11 protein-coding genes and 3 pseudogenes are annotated in these 16,817 nt (G+C 69.3%); 4 read left to right on the top strand and 10 right to left on the bottom strand.

What is annotated here, in order from left to right:
- Positions 1-76 precede the first annotated feature (76 nt).
- On the bottom strand, positions 77-1,438 hold the full coding sequence (gene hisD, locus OG623_RS06650; RefSeq protein WP_406145164.1) for a histidinol dehydrogenase: 1,362 nt from the start codon (positions 1,436-1,438) through the stop codon (positions 77-79).
- Positions 1,439-1,533: 95 nt separating this feature from the next.
- On the bottom strand, positions 1,534-2,445 hold the full coding sequence (locus OG623_RS06645) for a LysR family transcriptional regulator (RefSeq protein ID WP_406145162.1): 912 nt from the start codon (positions 2,443-2,445) through the stop codon (positions 1,534-1,536).
- A gap of 240 nt (positions 2,446-2,685) precedes the next feature.
- Between OG623_RS06645 and OG623_RS06640 the strand changes: the two genes are divergently transcribed.
- Complete coding sequence (locus OG623_RS06640) at positions 2,686-3,561, top strand: carbon-nitrogen hydrolase family protein (RefSeq protein WP_406145160.1); 876 nt, start codon at positions 2,686-2,688, stop codon at positions 3,559-3,561.
- A gap of 43 nt (positions 3,562-3,604) precedes the next feature.
- Here the strand turns inward: OG623_RS06640 and OG623_RS06635 are convergent, their stop codons facing one another.
- From OG623_RS06635 to OG623_RS06620, 4 genes are all read right to left on the bottom strand, one after another.
- On the bottom strand, positions 3,605-5,317 hold the full coding sequence (locus OG623_RS06635) for a glycoside hydrolase family 13 protein (protein WP_406145159.1): 1,713 nt from the start codon (positions 5,315-5,317) through the stop codon (positions 3,605-3,607).
- A 100-nt stretch (positions 5,318-5,417) separates the two neighbouring features.
- Positions 5,418-6,266, bottom strand: a complete 849-nt coding sequence (locus OG623_RS06630; protein ID WP_406145158.1) for a carbohydrate ABC transporter permease — start codon at positions 6,264-6,266, stop codon at positions 5,418-5,420.
- The gene (locus OG623_RS06625; protein WP_406145156.1) at positions 6,263-7,258 is read right to left on the bottom strand and encodes a carbohydrate ABC transporter permease; all 996 of its coding nucleotides are present in this window, start codon (positions 7,256-7,258) and stop codon (positions 6,263-6,265) included. The genes OG623_RS06630 and OG623_RS06625 overlap by 4 nt, the downstream gene beginning before the upstream one ends.
- Complete coding sequence (locus OG623_RS06620; protein WP_406145155.1) at positions 7,255-8,583, bottom strand: extracellular solute-binding protein; 1,329 nt, start codon at positions 8,581-8,583, stop codon at positions 7,255-7,257. The genes OG623_RS06625 and OG623_RS06620 overlap by 4 nt, the downstream gene beginning before the upstream one ends.
- A 167-nt stretch (positions 8,584-8,750) precedes the next feature.
- Here OG623_RS06620 and OG623_RS06615 point away from each other — a divergent pair, with 167 nt between their 5' ends.
- Positions 8,751-9,812, top strand: coding sequence for a LacI family DNA-binding transcriptional regulator (locus OG623_RS06615; protein ID WP_406145153.1), 1,062 nt, complete (start codon positions 8,751-8,753; stop codon positions 9,810-9,812).
- Positions 9,813-9,902: 90 nt separating this feature from the next.
- Here the strand turns inward: OG623_RS06615 and OG623_RS06610 are convergent.
- Positions 9,903-10,271 (bottom strand): annotated as a pseudogene (locus OG623_RS06610) (UTRA domain-containing protein); the annotation flags it as partial.
- Positions 10,272-10,727: 456 nt separating this feature from the next.
- Positions 10,728-11,220: pseudogene (locus OG623_RS06605) on the bottom strand (TSUP family transporter); the annotation flags it as partial.
- A gap of 328 nt (positions 11,221-11,548) precedes the next feature.
- Between OG623_RS06605 and OG623_RS06600 the strand changes: the two are divergent.
- Positions 11,549-11,895, top strand: a pseudogene (locus tag OG623_RS06600) (IS110 family transposase); the annotation flags it as partial.
- 240 nt (positions 11,896-12,135) lie between these two features.
- On the opposite strand, the gene OG623_RS06595 reads toward OG623_RS06600, so the two are convergent.
- Both OG623_RS06595 and OG623_RS06590 read right to left on the bottom strand, forming a co-directional pair.
- A complete protein-coding gene (locus tag OG623_RS06595) occupies positions 12,136-13,077 on the bottom strand; it encodes an alpha/beta hydrolase (protein ID WP_406145152.1) in 942 nt (313 codons plus the stop codon).
- A gap of 344 nt (positions 13,078-13,421) precedes the next feature.
- On the bottom strand, positions 13,422-14,708 hold the full coding sequence (locus OG623_RS06590) for a PucR family transcriptional regulator (RefSeq protein WP_406145150.1): 1,287 nt from the start codon (positions 14,706-14,708) through the stop codon (positions 13,422-13,424).
- Positions 14,709-14,952: 244 nt separating this feature from the next.
- Between OG623_RS06590 and OG623_RS06585 the strand changes: the two genes are divergently transcribed.
- Positions 14,953-16,791, top strand: a complete 1,839-nt coding sequence (locus tag OG623_RS06585) for a DUF3556 domain-containing protein (protein ID WP_406145149.1) — start codon at positions 14,953-14,955, stop codon at positions 16,789-16,791.
- Positions 16,792-16,817: the final 26 nt, after the last annotated feature.

The raw sequence follows: 16,817 nt of genomic DNA, 5'->3' as shown, positions 1-16,817 counted from the left end.
ACAGGGGACGCCGTCGGCCGGGCGCGCACCGGCGAACCCGTGCCGCCGCACGCGGAGCGGCGGCACGGGAGAGCGGTCAGAGCTGGTCGCGCAGAGAGGCCGGGATCTCGTCGAACGCGCCGGACGTCCGCCCGACCCGGTCGATGCGGAGCGTCGCCGTGGCGCCGTGGGCGGCCAGCCCCTCGAAGGCCGAGATGCGCTCGACGGCGGGGGCGAGTGAAACGGTCCCCTCCTTCGAGGCACGCTGGTACGTCAGCGGCTTGAGGAAGCGGGAGACGGAGAGCCCCGCGTTGTAGCGGGCCGTCTTGCCCGTGGGCAGGACGTGGTTGGTGCCGGCGATGCCCTTGTCGGAGTACGCGACCGTCGACCACGACCCGATGAACAGCGAGCCGTAGTTGGAGAGGTTCTCCAGGTAGTAGTCGTCGTCCTCGGTCTGGATCTCCAGGTGTTCCGGGGCGATGACGTCGGCGACGGCGACGGCGTCGGCCCGGGCGTCCACCACGACGACGGACCCGAAGTCACGCCACGCGGGGCCGGCGATGTCCCGGGTGACCAGGGACTCCAGCTGGCGGTCCATCTCCGCGATCACCGCGCGTCCCAGCTTCTCGGACGTGGTGATCAGCGCGGCGGGCGAGTTGGGGCCGTGCTCGGCCTGGCCCAGCAGGTCCGCCGCGACCCACTCGGGGTCGGCGCTGTCGTCGGCAATGACGGCGACCTCGGAGGGGCCGGCCAGCAGGTCGATGCCGACCCGGCCGAACAGCTGCCGCTTGGCCTCGGTGACGAACGCGTTGCCCGCGCCGACCAGCATGTCGACCGGGGCCTCGCCGAGCAGGCCGAAGGCCATCGCGCCGAGCGCCTGGACACCGCCGAGCGCGAACACCCGGTCGGCGCGGGACAGATAGGCGCCGTACAGCACGGCGGGGTGCGCGCCGTGCTCACCCGACGGGGGAGTGCACGCCAGCACCGTGGGCACACCGGCGGTCTTCGCCACGTTCACCGTCATGAAGGCGCTGGCGAGCAGCGGGAAACGGCCGGCCGGCAGATACGCGCCGACCCGGGAGACGGGGACGTAGCGCTGGCCGCCGGCGACACCCGGAGCGACCTCGACCTCGAAGTCCGTCAGGTGCTCGCGCTGTGCGGAGGCGAACCGGTGGGTGCGCTCGTAGCCCATCTCCAGGGCGGTGCGGACGTCCGGAGGCAGCGCGTCCCCCGACTTCTTGAGCTCGGTGGCCCCGATCTCCACGTCGCCGGACCAGCCGTCCAGCTCCTGGGCGTAGGCGCGCACCGCGTCCATGCCCTTGTGCTCGATCTCCTTCAGCATCTGAGAGACCCGCTCGACCACCTTGGGGTCGCGCTGGGCGGGGGGACCGTCCACGGACGGCTTCTTGAGCCACTGGAACGGGGGGAGGGCCTGTGCTTCGTCGTGCGTGATCTGCATGGCAGGGACGCTAGACGTCTCGCTGCCACAGGACCAGAGGGGTGAGTCCTGTCCGATCCACAGGGTTTCCCTGACCCACGGGGTGAGGCTCCGCCTCAGAGACCGAGGTCGGTACGGAGTTCGCGCAGGGTGTCCTCGGCCAGCCGGGCGAGCTCCCTCGTGGCCCGGGACAGCGGATGTCCCCGCCGCTTGACGAGGGCGATCGTGTCGTAGAGGGGGTCGGCGAACGAGGCGGTGCGCAGCCCTGGCGGGAACGACGGACCGGCGACCACCGCCCGGCTGGCGATCGTGTCGCCCACCCCGGCCGCCACCAGGCCCAGCGCGGCCTCCACACGCTCCAGCTCGATGAGCGGGTCGATGGCGACCCCGGCGAGCTGGGCCCGCTCCGCGAGCTGCCGCCGGGTGGGATCCTGCCAGCCGTAATGGGCGTCGTAGAGAACCAGTGGCGCCCTGGCGAACGCCTCCATCGTCACCGGGACGCGGGTCCGTTCCTCGCTCGCGCTGATGTAGAAGACCTCGTCGCGCAGGAGCGGGGTCACCACCAGCCCCTCGTCGTCGATCGGCAGGACGACCAGGCCCGCCTCGATCCGGCCCGCGGCCACAGCGGCCGCGGTCTCCGACGAGTTCTGCCCCACGAGCCTGACCCTGACGGACGGATACCGGGCGTGGAACATCTGCACGAGGTTGGACAGCAGGTAGTAGTCCGCGTTGCGCAGAACACCGAAGGTCGCCGTTCCTCCGCCCAGGGAGCCCAGGGAGCGCACCGCCCGTGTCCCGCTCTCGGCGGCCTCCAGAGCCTGCTGGGCGTACGGCAGCAGTTCCTGGCCGGCCGAGGTCAGGGTCAGGGTGCGGCTGCCCCGTGCGAACAGCTCGGCGTCCAGTTCCGTCTCCAGGCGCCGCACCAGTTCGGAGGCCGACGCCTGGGCGATGTCCATGGCCTGCGCCGCCGCGGTGAACGACCCGAGTCGCCCCGCCTCGACGAAGGCCCTCAGCTGGGTGAGGGTCATGGGTGTTCCTGTGTCCTGTCGGATCGGTGAGGCGCGTCCGGGGCGGTCGTGCGCAGCGCGGACGCGGGGGCCCTCGTTCTACCACGGAGCCACTGGTTCTCCCTGTGGATCCCGCTGGGTAAGGGGATCTTGTCCTGAGGCAGACGTGGTGATTGGCTCGTCAGCGCCCGCGGGGACCAGCGCCCCCGGACTGCACCAGACAGCCACGGAGCACCCCCCTCGCGCGGAAAGTTGCCCAAGATGACGGTCCCCCTGACGATCGGCCTCGTCCAGACGGCGGCGCTCCACCACACCGCCGACGATCCGGACGCGTTCGCCGCGGACGTACGCCGTGTCGTCGAGGCGCATCCCGACGTACGCCTGCTCGTCTACCCGGAGCTGCATCTGTGCGGCCACGAGCCCGGCGAGGACCCCGGGACGGTCATGACCGAGGCGGCCGAGCCGCTGGACGGCCCCCGCGGCACCCGGCTGGCGGCCCTCGCCCGCGAACTGGGCATCTGGCTCGTGCCCGGCAGCGTCTACGAACAAGGGGCGGACGGCAAGATCTACAACGCCGCCCCCGTGTACTCGCCCACCGGCGAGCGGGTCGCGGAGTACCGGAAGATCTTCCCGTGGCGGCCGTACGAGACCACGGCGTCCGGCAGCAGTTTCGTGCTCTTCGACCTGGAGGGCCACGGACGCGTGGGTCTGACGATCTGCTACGACGCCTGGTTCCCCGAGACCACCCGCCATCTGGCCTGGCAGGGCGCCGACCTCGTGCTCAACCTGGTGCGCACACCGACTGTCGACCGCGCCCAGGAGGTCGTGCTGGCCCAGGCCAACGCGATCGTGAACCAGGTCTTCATGGCCAGCCTCAACGCGGCGTCGCCCGACGGCATCGGACGCAGCGTCGTCGTGGACCCCGAGGGGCATACGCGCGCCGAGGCCGGGCCCGGCCCCGAGGAGGTCCTGACCGACGTGCTGGACCTCGCCGAGGCACGGAGAGTGCGCGCACGGGGGACGGCGGGCCTCACCCGGGTGTGGGACCCGTTCGAGGACGGCCAACTCCCGATCGAACTCCCCCTGTACGCAGGCAGGATCGACCCGGCCCGCTGGCACCGCGGATCCCGGCCGTGAGCCGGCCCCTCCGCTCACGGTGCCAGGGGCCTGACGCCGTGCCTCAGCGGCCGGACCGGGAGACGGACGCGGCCCCGGTCCGCAGCCAGACGGTGGTCCACGGCGGGAGCGTGTCACCGGTCAGCGGCGCGGAGGCGAGGAGGACTTCCCCCTGGGGCAGCCGCACAGGCTCGTCGGACAGGTTGCTGGCGGTCCGCCAGCCTCCGGCGCGCTCGAAGTGCAGCAGCCCCTGAGGTGCCGGCTCCTGCGAGCCGGCCCACGCCAGCGCCTCGTCCGCGACCAGCGTGCGACGCAGTCGCAGGGCCTCGCGGTACAGCTCCAGGAAGGATCCCGCGTCCCCGCTCTGCGCCTCCGCCGCGTACCGGCCCCAGCCGGAAGGCTGCGGAAGCCACGAGCCACCGGAACCGAACCCGAAGCTGGTGCCCTCGGTGGTCCACGGCAGCGGTACGCGGCAGCCGTCGCGTCCCTTGACGCGTCCGCCGCTGCGTACCCACATCGGGTCCTGGAGGTCCGCACGGTCCAGGTCCGCGACCTCGGGAAGGCCCAACTCCTCACCCTGGTAGACATACGCGGAACCGGGCAGCGCCAGCATCAGCAGGGCGGCGGCCCGCGCCTTGCGTTCACCCGCCGCCAGGTCCGGTGCCGGTTCCCGGCCGTCGGTGAGCAGCCACGCCTCGACGTCGCGCTTGCGGTGGTCGCCGGGCAGGGCGTAGCGCGAGACATGACGTACGACGTCGTGGTTGGAGAGCACCCAGGTGCTCGTCGCACCTACGTCGCGGGCGTCGGCGAGCGCCGTTTCGATGGTGGCGCGCATCTCGTCGGCGTCGAGCCTTGCGCCGAGGAAGTCGAAGTTGAATGCCTGGCCCAGCCCGTCGGCGGAGGCGTACGCCATGCGCCGTGAGGTGCCGACCCAGGCCTCGGCGACGGCGAAGCGCGGCGGGTCGTACGTGTTGAACACCTGCCGCCAGCCGCGGTAGATCTCGTGCACCGCGTCACGGTCCCAGAGGGGATGGCTGCCGTCGACCGGCAGGGCGTCGGGCTGGTAGCTCTGCTGGTCACCGAGGTCGCGCAGCGGTGCGCGCAGGTCCTTGGCGAGGCCGTGGGCGACATCGACGCGGAAACCGGCCACACCCCGGTCGGACCAGAAGCGCAGGGTGTCGTGGAAGTCCTCACGGACCTCTGGGTTGTCCCAGTTGAAGTCGGGCTGCTGGGGCGCGTAGAGGTGCAGGTACCACTGGCCGTCCGCCACCCGGGTCCAGGCGGGGCCTCCGAAGCTGGACGGCCAGTCGGTGGGCGGCAGTTCACCGTCGTCCCCCCGCCCGTCACGGAAGACGTAGCGCTCACGGGCGGCCGCTCCGGGCGCGGCCCGGAGCGCCTCCTGGAACCAGACGTGCTGGTCGGAGGAGTGGTTGGGGACGATGTCGACCATGATCTTCAGGCCGAGTCGGTGGGCCGTGGCGACCATCTCGTCGAAGTCGTCGAGGGTGCCGAGCCGCGGGTCCACATCGCGGTAGTCGGCGACGTCGTAGCCGCCGTCGGCGAGCTGTGACGGGTAGAACGGGCTCAGCCAGACGGCGTCCACGCCGAGGTCGGCGAGGTACGGCAGCCGGGAGGTGACGCCGGGGATGTCGCCGAGGCCGTCGCCGTCGGAGTCGGCGAAACTGCGGGGATAGATCTGGTAGATGACCGCCTGCCGCCACCAGTCCGCGTCGTGAGGGGAGGACGAGGAGGGGGTGGGGGAGTCGTGATGGGGCATGTGTGTACCTCTCGGGCGTGCGCCCAGGACGGGGTTCGGATGGATGTGCGGAAGTCGGGAGCGTGACGGCCGGACCGGCCGTCACGCTGTACGGGCCCGGTCAGCCCTTCACCGCGCCGGTGGTCATGCCGGAGACGACGGACCGGCGGAAGATCAGCACCAGGACCGCGATCGGAACGGTGGCGACCATCGCACCGGCGAAGATCACCCCGTACGGCACCTGGTACTGGCTGGTGAACAGGGCGATGCCGACGGAGACGGTGCGGCGGTCGTCGGAGCCGTTGAAGGTGAGCGCGAGCAGGAATTCCGACCAGGTCGCGGTGAAGGAGAACACCCCGGCCGTGAACATCCCCGGCCGGGCCAGCGGCAGGATCACCTTCACGGCGGTGCGCAGTGGGCCGGCACCGTCGATGGCCGCAGCCTCCTCCAGCTCCCTCGGGATGCCGCTGAGGTAGTTGCGCATGATCCAGATCGCGAACGGCAGATTCAGTGCCACGTACGGGATGATGAGCCCCGGGTAGCTGTTGAGCAGTTCTGCCTGACGCTCCATGAGAAACAGGGGCACGAGCAGGGCGATCGGCGGGAAGACCGACAGCATCAGCAGCGCCGTCATGATGGCCCCGCGGCCGCGCAACGGCAGCCGGGCGAGGGCGTAACCGGCGAAGAATGCCAGGGACAGGATCAGCACCGTCGAGCAACAGGCCACGACGACGCTGTTGAGGAAGTAGTGGCCGATGCCGTTCCGGGAGAACGCCGTCCCGTAGTTGCCGAGGGTGGGATGGGACGGCAGCAGCGAGGGCGGCGTCGCGCTGATCTCGCCGGGCCCCTTGAGGGAGGCGGACGCCATCCAGATCAGGGGCAGCGTGGCGCACACGGCGATCACCAGCCCGCCGATGTTGACGGCATTGACGTAGCGGCGCACGCCTGTGCGCGGGACGTGGCGGCTCATGCCCGCCCCTCCTCGTCGACTTGGGCGCGGAAGACGCGCAGGAACATCAGGCAGCAGGCCAGGACGATGACGGCGGTGGTGACCGCGACGGCGGCTCCGCCCCCGAAGTCGAGGTTCTGGAAGAGGATCCGGTACCCCAGCATCGCGACCGACTGGGTGGCCGTCCCCGGGCCGCCCTGGGTCAGGACGAACGGCAGGTCGAAGATCCCGAACGCCTGGAGGATGCGGAAGAGGACCGCGATGGCGACGATGGGCCGCAGCTGTGGCAGCGTGACCCTCCAGAACGTCGTCCAGGCGCTCGCCCCGTCGATCTCGGCGGCCTCGTAGACATCGCCCGGGATCAGCATCAGACCGGCGAGCACGACGATCGCGACGAACGGCGTCGTCTTCCAGACGTCGACGGCGACCATCGCCGCCATCGCGGGCACCGGCTCACCGAGGATGTCGGGCCGGGTGCCGAGCAGTTGCTCGCAGAGCCAGGTCACCGCGCCGTAGGTGCCGTTGAACAGATACGACCACAGCTGCGCCGCGACCACGTTGATCAGCGCCCACGGCAGCAGGAGCAGGGCGAGGATCCACCCGCGGGCAGCACCGAGCCGTTCCAGGACGAGCGCTGTGAGCGTCCCGAGGACCAGCTCGACGAAGACCGAGACGACGGTGAAGCCCAGCGTGAACGCGAGTGCCCTGTACCACTCGGAGTGCGTCAGAAGCGTTTCGTAGTGCGCGAGGGTGGGCGAGCCGATCCGCAGGCCGCCGTACTCCAGCCGGACCTCGCAGAATGACAGCACCAGCGAGAAGACGACGGGGAAGACCGTCACCGCCGCGATGACCAGGAGAGCGGGGGAGGCGAACAGCCACCCGGTGCGGGCGCGACGGCGGGCGGCGAAGCCTGGGGGCGCGCTCTTCGGGTCCCGCCGGGACTGGGGCAGTGCGTCGCCGGTGCGACCGGTCGTCGGCGTTACCGCTGTCCTCGTCTGCTGTACTGAACTCACAGCGCTTTTCCTTCCAGGGCCGTACGCAGCCCCTCGCGTGCGGCGCGGACACCGGCCGAGGGGGAGAGGCTGCCGCGTACGACCGCGTTCGCCGGGGTGTACAGCGCCTTGCTGACCTGCGGGTAGTACGGGGTCTGCACGGGCCGGGCGACGAGTCGCAGGTCGGCGGCGCGCAGGACCGTCGGGTCGCCCGCCGCACGCGCCTGAGGGCCGCTCAGCACTGAGGTCATCGCGGGGATGACTCCGGCCTCCTGGGCGAGGAGGCGCTGCACCTCGCTCCCGGCGCAGAACCGGGCGAACTCCACGGCGGCACCCAGTTCCTGGGAGCTGGGGTTGACGAAATTACTCCAGCCGCCCGCGCAGGAGACACCGGAGCGGCCGGTTCCCTCGAAGCCCGGACGCAGCGTGGCCGCGATCCTGCCGCTGACATGGGAGACCTTCGGATTGCTCGCATTGACCCAGGCGTACGACCAGTTGCGCAGGAACAGCCCGCGTCCGTTGGCGAAGGCGTCCTGCGAGTCCGACTCCTTGTACGTGGCCACGGTGCGGGGGGAGACTCCGTGTGCGGTGAAGTCGGCCATGAGCGAGAAAGCCCGCTCCGCTTCGGCCCCGCCCAGTACGGCCCTGCCCCGCGCGTCCAAAACCTCGGCGCCCGCGTCGGCGAGGAATTCGGTGACGTTGGCCGTCAGCGACTCGGACACCCCGGCCTGCCACAGGAATCCGGTCTCCACGTCGCCGGCCCTCTGCACCGTGCGGGAGGTGTGCAGCAGCTCCTCCCAACTGCGCGGGGTGCGCAGCCCGTGCTTGGCGAGGAGGTCCTTGCGGTAGAAGAGATAGGTGCTGTCGGTGAAGAACGGCACCGCGTAGGCGCTGCCACGGAATGTGGAGCTGTCACGCAGGGCGGCCGGAAAGGCGTCCCAGAAGCCGGTGGGAAGCAGCGTCTCCACCGGCAGCGCGAGCGAGGCGTGGCCGAACTGCGCGGGCCACGTCGTGTCGCCCAGATACACGTCGGGCTGGGGGGATCCGCCGGCGAGCTGGGTGGCGATGGCGCTGCGGTTGCCGTCCGAGGTGGACAGGGCGTTGATCTTCGAGACGCGGACGAGAGGGTGCCGCCGCTCGAAGGCGCGGATGATCAGATCCGCGACGACGGCGCCCCGCCGGGAGGGGATCTCGGAGACCCACCAGGTGAGCCGGGCCGGTTCTCGGGGGACGGTCGCGGCCTGCGTGAGCAGGTCGTCGAGGTCCTTTCCTCCGCACCCGGCCAGCAGACCCGCCGCGGCGACGCCCGCAGCGCTCGTCAGCAGTGCTCTGCGGTCCAGGGTCATGGTGCACTCCCTCCCTCTTGCGCTGTCTGATGACAGCGCTGTCACGCTAGGGAGGTCCATGAGTCGTGTCAATGGTCACAGTTGCCTGAGTTCAGTGAAGATGCACGATGACAGCGCTGCCACACCGGCTGGCCGTGCAGGGTGATCGTTGTGTTAGCGTCCAGCGCATGGTCGGTGAATCCGCAGTGAGGGGCGCCACGCTGGCGGATGTCGCCCAGAGGGCCGGAGTCTCGCCCTCGACCGTCTCGCGTACGCTGCGAGGTCTGTCGACGGTGTCCCCGGAGACCCGGGCGCGCGTCGAACAGGCGGCGCGCGAGCTGTCGTTCGCGATCTCGCGCAGCGCGTCCAGCCTGGTCACGGGGCGTACGGGGCGGGTCGCCGTGCTCGTGCCCAACCTTGACTCCTGGTTCCTGGGCGCGGCGCTGGCCGGTATGGCGCCCACGCTGAACGCGGCCGGCCTGGACATGCTGGTCTACAGCGTCACCACCGCCGAACAGCGCGCACAGTTCTTCGACCGTCTGCCGGCCCGCCGCAACGCCGACGCCCTGCTCGTCGTCAGCTTCGCGCTCTCTCCGGAGGAGCGTGCGCGCCTGGATGACCTGGGCATGCCCCTGGTCTTCGTCAGTCAGCACGAACAGGGCAGAGCCGGCGTCTACGTGGACGACGTGGAGGCCGCCCAGCGCGGCACCCGCTATCTGCTCAACCTGGGCCACCGGCGCATCGCCTACCTGGAGCCCGCGGACGCCTCGGGATTCGCCTGGAGCAGCAGGGCCCGCCTCGACGGCTATCGCACCGCCCTGTCGGAGGCGGGAATCGAGCGGGACGACGACCTCGTCCGCCATGTCGCCGACTGGCAGGGACCGAGTCTGGAAGCGGCGGTGGGGCGGCTGCTCAGCCTCGCGGAGCCTCCCACTGCGATCTTCGCGGAGACGGACGACATCGCCTTCAGGCTCCTCACGGTGCTGCGCGGGGTCAACGTCCCGGTGCCGCAACGGATGTCGATCCTCGGCTTCGACGGTCACGCGATGTCCGAGCCGTGGGACCTCTCCACGATGGCGCAGCCCGCCCGCCGGCTGGGCGAGGCGGCGGCGGAGCTGGTCCACCGCGTGATCCACGACCCCGAGGCGTACCGGGAGCGCCACGTGGTCCTGCCGGTGGAACTCGTCCCCAGAGGCAGTACGGGCCCGGCACCGGCCCCGCCGTCCGGTGACGAGGGTGAAGGCGCGTGATGACGGGAGCGAGGCAAGTCCCGGCGGTTCGCCTTCCCGCGTGGTCTGCCTGCCGTCAGCCGCGCCGGAAAAGCAGTAGGGGCGTACGCCGAGAGCGGCCAGCTCGTCGCAGAGCGAACGGTCCCGCAGCTCCCTGTCCGCCAAGCCGGGGATCCCGGCCGGCGAGATGATCTGCCGCTCCAGGCAGACCGGCGTCGCGCCGAGCGAGCGCACCCGCTCCAGGTCGAGGACCGCCGACGCCGGCGGCATGCGCAGTTGTTCCGCCTCGTCCAGCTTCGCCGTCCGGGTCTGTTGGCCGAGCCCCCGGGTCCGTGCCGCCAGCCCGTCGAGCCGGACCGCGGGGCCGGGGCGATGACGCCGTCCTCCGCGAGTCGTGCCAGCGCCTGCTGCAACGCGCCCCGGCTGATGCCCAGCTCCGCGGGGTCCGGTGACGGTGACGGTGCCGCTGCCTCTCAGCAAGCCGGGTCAGGTGTCACCCAACCCTGCAGCAGTCCCGAACGCCAGTGGCAGCGTCGGTGCGGGCATTGCGAGACCTCTGGTGAGCACTCTCCGTGAAGGATGACGGGCTATCAGGTATTCCTTACGCAGCGTTACCCATTCAAGATCATCTTGCACGCGCGTTGCACAAGGTGATGAAAAACAGCGGTGATCAATGGAAGGTCGAGAAAGGGTATAACCACAGGTCGTGAGGCGTTTAGGGTGTCGTGCTCCTTGCCGCCAAGGGGCACGACACCCGGCCCCTCAGATGTCCCGGAAGAGACCAGTGGACCCCGTGGCCTGCCACGTTTGATGGGACTGGGCTGCTGACCTGGGTGAATATCCCTTCGCCTGTTTCACGCTCATGCCCCTTGATGCAGCCGAAAGTCCCAGAAAAGTCCCAGGCGGCTCCCACCGTCTGCTGTCACTCTTTCGGCTCTATGCAGCAGCGAGTGCGCCGCGCAGCAGGCGCAGGGCGGTTTCCGGCCGTCGGCGTTGCAGGCGTGCGCCGAGGTAGCCGCCGATCAGTCCACCGAGGCCGCAGGCCAGGCCGAGGCGCCAGTCGGGGGTGACATCGCTGGTGCCGGTCAGGGACAGCAGGGTGAAGGCGGCAGCACCGGCGAGCGAGGTGGCGGAGGCGAGGGCGGCCGGGGCGATCTGGGCGACAGGCATGCCCCGGCCGACCAGGATGGGGCCGAGGACGGAGCCGCCGTAGGTCACGTAGATTCCGCCGATGATCCCGACGACCAGGGCAGGCCGGCGATTGCGCGGGTAGAGGGTTCCGCTGCCGGGCCGGGCGGAGGGAGCGCGTGATGAGCCACAGGCCCAGCGGCATCAGCAGGCTGGCGGTCAGGAGACGGAAGACGGCCGGTCCCGGGACGGCGAAGACCCGCAGCACCACGGCGCCGACGACTACGCCGGGCAGGGTTCCTTGGTAGCTGGGAGGTGCGAACCGAACCGAGCAGTTCCAGGAGGTCCTGTTGTCGCAGTTCTACGCGTCCGCGCCTGCATCGTTCAACTCGGCTGCTTGATCGTGTGATTGTCTCGCGCACGTGTACGGGAACACGACTGATCATCCGGACCGGGTGCGCCGGGTGTGGTTCAAAAGGCTCTGCCGCTTGTGGCTCTCAGTGATTGGCCGCCCGGCGCCCCACGACGACTCGGCTGCCAATTAGGAATTGCGAATGATCACTGAGTAGGGAATCGACAGCGAGGCCGTCCGTGGCAGGCACCGGCACCACACCGCACGGAGGCATCACATGACCATGATCTGGGCTGGCATCGACGCAGGGAATATCCATCATCACTGCGTCGCGATCCACGAGGACGGCCGCCGGATGCTGTCCCGGCGCGTCGCCAACGACGAGCCCGATCTCCTCGAGCTCCTGACCGACGTCCTGGCGCTGGGCGAGACGGTGGCCTGGGGGATCGACCTGCCGACGGCGGCGCCGCGCTGGCCATCGGCGTCCTCGTCAACCATGCCCAGCCAGTGCACTACATCTCCGGCCGGGCCATCCACCGCGCCTCCGAGAGCTACCGCGGCGAGGGCAAGACCGACGCAACGGACGCCGCCATCATCACCGACCAGGTCCGCATCCGCCGCGACCAGCACCATCATCCCAGCAACACAGATGAGGCAAAAAGGGACACCTGGTATCGACCGTGATCAAGGGGAGAATGACCGCGCTGTTCCGACCGGATTGCGGTGGCGGGCGGCGGTTCCTTATGTGTCGAATGTGCAGGGGGGTGATTGTGCCAGAGGGTGCTGTCGACGGGTTCGCGCCAGGAAAAGGCTGGTGAGTGCGGTCACAGGGCTCTGCCTATATAGAGCGGTTTGGGACGGAGTTTATGCGGGTTCCTTTGGCAGAGAAGGGACGTGGTGGCGCAGGAAGTCGATCTGGTCCGCGATGGCGGTGTCGAACAAGGGCTCGACATAAGGATCAAAGTGGCCCCCCTCGTAGACGCGGACGGTGGAGTGCCGCATCTTGCCTGCTGCGCGTTCGGCGACGCGCTTGGGAGTGATCGCGTCTTGCGCGACGATCTGGACGAGGACCGGGCACGTGATCTTCCCGGCCCAGCGCTGGGGCGAGTAAAGGCCAATTCTGACCGCGATGCGGGCTGCAACGGTGTGGGGGTAGGCGTCCTCCTTCAGCCCCGATTCACGCAGGAGCGTGTGCATGCCTGGATAGGCGTCCGGCGAAGTCATCATCGCGGTGCGGCCGGGACGGTCGACGCTGTTGACGTACACAGGCTCGCTGCCGAGCAGGGCCGCGATCGTGTCACGAATCCCGGGCACGGCGAGCCTGAGAGCGGCCCGCAGGCCGGTCGACCTCACCGCTGCCGGGCCGCTGACGTGCGGGACCTGAGCGATGACGGCGGCGAGGGGCTCTCCTTGCCCGGCGATGGTGATGACGTGGCCGCCGGCGAATGACGTCCCCCACGCCACGACTCGGGCGGGGTCGACCCCCTCGATAGATCTGGCGTAGTCAAGGGCGGCGCGCCAGTCCTCGTGCTGCATCGCGATGTCCAGGACCTGGCGCGGCTCACCCTCGCTGTCTCCGAAGTTGCGGTAGTCGAAGACCACGACGGCGTACCCGGCGGCGGCGAAGCGTTCCGCGTACGCGTAGAGCCGCAGCGCACGTACCGATCCGAAGCCGTGGGCCATCACGACGACGGGCAGCGGCCGATCTGCGGCGGTAGGCCGGTAGAAGCGCGCCGCACAGCGGGTGCGGCTGGAGTCGAACCACTCCTCCGACATCGTGAACGTGCTGTTGAACGGCTCGGCCATGGTGCTCTCCTCGTCTCGGCATATCGTCTTGAGTGACGTTCAAGGCGATAGATGGTTCTGATCCACGGGCGCAGGCTCTTGCCGCCCTGGCGCGCTGCTCCTGCGGTCGCCGCGCCGTCACCGCGTCATAGGCGGTGCGGTGATCGTCGCGGAGGGCCAGGGTTTTGTGAAACGAGTCGGTGTGCTGGTGATCCTCGTGGTGCACGGCGTGGTTTCCGTCGTGGCAAGGTGCCCAGACTCGTTGGTGGCGAAGAAGAAGTCGTTGGTCGGACACACCAATAAGTGCGGCTCGTGCCGTGGTCGTGGACCAGCGTGTTCTCTGCCGTGCGGGGATCTGGTGGAGATCACAGAGGTCGGGTGAGGACGGTGGGGCCGAGCCAACGGCATGCGGCGAGCGCGAGTTCGAGGTCGAACCGGTCCTCGTCGATTGGCCGCCCCCGTAGCTGCACTGCTTTGTCCACGCGGTACTTGACCGTGTTCTTGTGCAAGTGGATCCTCGCGGCGGTCGCGACAAAGCTCTGGTTTTCCTGGAGGAAGACGGTGAGGGTCTCCCGCAAGCGCTCGACACCTTCGTCGTCCTGCACGAGTCCGCCGAGCATCGATGTGACGAGGTCGCGGGCGATGGTGAGGTCGCTGGCGAGGATCGCGGCTGCCCGGACGCCGGGGGCGGTGAACGAGGTGATCTGATGGGCCCGATCAGCTCCGATGACGGAGACCTGGTGAGCCTGCAATGCCTGGCGGTGTGTCGCACGGAAGCCCGCGAGTCCCGTGCCGACCGCGCCGATCGCCGCCTTCACCTCATCCCCCGCCTCACCAAGGACTCGGGCCAGGCGGTCGAGGTCGATGCTCGCCCCTGCGTGCAGTGGCACCCAGCCCCAGCCGAGCGAGCGGTCCTGCGGGACGAACAACGGCGCCGAGTCCGAACCGACTTCCTGTGCTATCGCGTGGGTCAGCTGCCCAAGACGTTCCAACGAGCCCGTCGAGGCCATCCGTTCGTCCGCCCAGAGGACAAGTCCAAGGTGGTCATGGCGGAGTCGGTAGCCAAGTACTTGCTCCGCCGTGGCCACGTCCACCTCGTCTTGGGCGAGGAGTGCGCTGAGCGTGGCCGTGCGGATCGTGCTGCGATTGGTCAGCCACCGCTCCCGCTCGGTCTCGTACTCCTCCACCACCTGTTCGGACACCCGGTCGATGTAGGCGAAGGCGGCGTCCTGGAGCATCTGCAACGCCGCGAAGGAGACCCTGCCGTCCGGCTCGACGCCGGCCAGTTCACCGGCCACCCAGTCGAGGGCGCGCCGGTGTCCGAGTCGGTAGGCGCGCAGCAGAGCGTTCGAGGAGATCTCACGCTGCGCAAGACGTCGCGCGTATTCGACGGCCGGCCACGGCGCCTCGACCGTGTCGATGGGGACTCCGTACTGCGTGACGTGGAAGAAGGTCTTCACGTTGCTCTCCACACTCGCGTAGAGGAGGTCGAGCATCAGATGGTCTCCGCGAAGCTCCGAGATCGACTGGGCGAGTTCGACCTGCAGCTCGCGCGCCACGTCGTCGAGCTGCGCGCTGGTGGCTGAGGCGATGTCTGCGACGCGGGCGGTCGCGCGGCGGGCGATCTCCTCGCGGTCTGCCGAGGAATCCATGGTCGCCCTTTCGCCGTGCGTCGGTCCCCGGGCACAGGGGCGCGGCGGACTCTTGCGTGAGTGGCCCGTACGGAGACCAATCCCGGCCAACTCTACTGGTTCGCGGGCACAGTGTCCCAGGTCTAGCCGAGTCCTTAAAGTCCGTGCGTCCGGCTCGCGTGACGCTTGACAGCCGATGGCGTGCCAACCCCGGCGGGGCGGCGACCGATGCGTGCCGCCCGGACCACCACCGCGAGGAGCACGTATGGGCTTCATCAAACCGTCGCCGCAGCCGGTCGAGCCGGCAGCCTTCCTGGGGCTTGCCCTGCGCGAGCGTGTTCGCATCCTCAGCGCCCACTGGGTCGACGACGGGTTCGGCACACCGCGCGTGCTGAACATCGTCTACACCCTCAAGATGCTCGGCCTCTATTTCGGTGTCGGTATCTGGATCACATCGGCCACCTCGGGGATCGAGTTCACCGACGTCGGCTCCTGGTACCACAACATCGTCGTCTACCAGAAGCTGGCCGTGTGGCTGATGCTGCTGGAGGTGATCGGGCTCGGCGGCGCGTTCGGGCCCCTGTGCGGTCACTTCCGCCCGATGATCGGCAACATTCGGTACTGGATCCGTCCCGGAACCATCCGCATGGCGCCCTGGGGCAGCCGCGTGCCGCTCACCGGCGGCGACGAGCGCACCTGGTTCGACGTCGTGCTCTACGTCGGTGTGCTCGCCAGCCTCGTCTACCCGCTGGCCGCGCATGATGAGCCCGTGCCGGGCGAGTTCCTTCCGGCGGACACCGGCACTCAGGAACTCATTGCGCCGCACCACTTCATCCCCGTTCTCGTCCTCATGCCCCTGATGGGCCTGCGTGACAAGGTCGTCTTCCTGGCCGGCCGGTCCGAGCAATACCTGCCGATCATGCTGTTCTCCGCGCTACTGGGGGCCATCGGCAGCGCCGCGGACTTCGTCGATCTCGTCGTGGTGTTCAAGATCGTCATCTGCGTCGTGTGGATCGGCGCCGGCGTGTCCAAGTTCGGTGCCCACTTCGAGAATGTCGTGCCGCCGATGGTCTCCAACAGCCCGGCCATGCCCGGACGGGCCGTCAAGCGTATGCACTACCGAGACGCCCCGAACGATCTGCGCCCCTCCCGCGTCGCCTGGTTCATGGCGCACGTCGGCGGCACTGCCGTCGAGATCATCGTCCCGATCACCCTGCTGCTCACGACGAGCGCGACCGTGGCCCTGATCGGCGCACTGTGCATGCTGGCCTTCCACATCTTCATCGCCTCGACCTTCCCGATCGCCGTCCCACTGGAATGGAATGTCTTCTTCGGGTTCATCGCGATTGTTTTGTGGGTCGGGTTCGACCCCGGCACGTACAACATCTGGAACTTCTCCGAACCGCTGCTGCTCGTCCCGGTCTTCGCGCTGCTGATGTTGGGGCCGGTCCTGGGCAACTTGCGACCCGACCTCGTCTCCTTCCTGCCCTCCATGCGCCAGTACGCAGGGAACTGGGCCTCGGCGGTGTGGGCGATGAAGCCCGGCGTGGAGGAGCGACTCAATGAGCTGCCCGGCGTGGAGAACCAGATCGACCAACTGCAGCGCATGGTCCCGACTCCGTACGAACGCGACGATGCCGAAATGACGTTGCAGAAGGCGCTCGCCTGGCGCTCGATGCACAGCCAGGGGCGCGGCTTGTTCTCGCTTCTGTACGCGCACCTCGGCGACATCGAGACCCGCACTGTCCGCGAGGGCGAGTTCGTGTGCAACAGCATCCTCGGCTTCAACTTCGGCGACGGCCACATGCATGACGCCCGCCTCGTCGCGGCCGTGCAAAAGCGCCTCGGCCTTGAGCCCGGGGACCTGGTCGTGGTCTGGGTCGAGTCCCAGCCCATCCACCGGCGTACCCAGCAGTATCAGGTGATCGACGCCGCGTTGGGCGTCGTCGAGCGCGGGACGTGGAAGGTCGCCGACTGCGTGGCGCAGCAACCGTGGCTCCCAGACGGCCCCGTCCCACTCAACGTCACCTGGACCGCTGCCGGCTACCACCGACAGCAGACCCTCGCCGCGAGCCCGGGCCATCCCGACGAGACACCCGTCTGACCTTTCATCGGCCGCAACGATTCCTC

The sequence above is a fragment of the Streptomyces sp. NBC_01012 genome (genome assembly GCF_045162755.1).
Classification (GTDB): Bacteria; Actinomycetota; Actinomycetes; order Streptomycetales; family Streptomycetaceae; genus Streptomyces.
Note: the sequence above shows the minus strand (reverse complement) of the source record. Positions and strands in the feature narration are given on the sequence as shown.

What these genes read in the sequence shown, in the direction of transcription:
- hisD (WP_406145164.1), bottom strand. Translation starts at nt 1,438, where the DNA reads ATGCAGATCACGCACGACGAAGCACAGGCCCTCCCCCCGTTCCAGTGG.
- OG623_RS06645 (WP_406145162.1), bottom strand. Translation starts at nt 2,445, where the DNA reads ATGACCCTCACCCAGCTGAGGGCCTTCGTCGAGGCGGGGCGACTCGGG.
- OG623_RS06640 (WP_406145160.1), top strand. Translation starts at nt 2,686, where the DNA reads ATGACGGTCCCCCTGACGATCGGCCTCGTCCAGACGGCGGCGCTCCAC.
- OG623_RS06635 (WP_406145159.1), bottom strand. Translation starts at nt 5,317, where the DNA reads ATGCCCCATCACGACTCCCCCACCCCCTCCTCGTCCTCCCCTCACGAC.
- OG623_RS06630 (WP_406145158.1), bottom strand. Translation starts at nt 6,266, where the DNA reads ATGAGCCGCCACGTCCCGCGCACAGGCGTGCGCCGCTACGTCAATGCC.
- OG623_RS06620 (WP_406145155.1), bottom strand. Translation starts at nt 8,583, where the DNA reads ATGACCCTGGACCGCAGAGCACTGCTGACGAGCGCTGCGGGCGTCGCC.
- OG623_RS06615 (WP_406145153.1), top strand. Translation starts at nt 8,751, where the DNA reads ATGGTCGGTGAATCCGCAGTGAGGGGCGCCACGCTGGCGGATGTCGCC.
- OG623_RS06595 (WP_406145152.1), bottom strand. Translation starts at nt 13,077, where the DNA reads ATGGCCGAGCCGTTCAACAGCACGTTCACGATGTCGGAGGAGTGGTTC.
- OG623_RS06590 (WP_406145150.1), bottom strand. Translation starts at nt 14,708, where the DNA reads ATGGATTCCTCGGCAGACCGCGAGGAGATCGCCCGCCGCGCGACCGCC.
- OG623_RS06585 (WP_406145149.1), top strand. Translation starts at nt 14,953, where the DNA reads ATGGGCTTCATCAAACCGTCGCCGCAGCCGGTCGAGCCGGCAGCCTTC.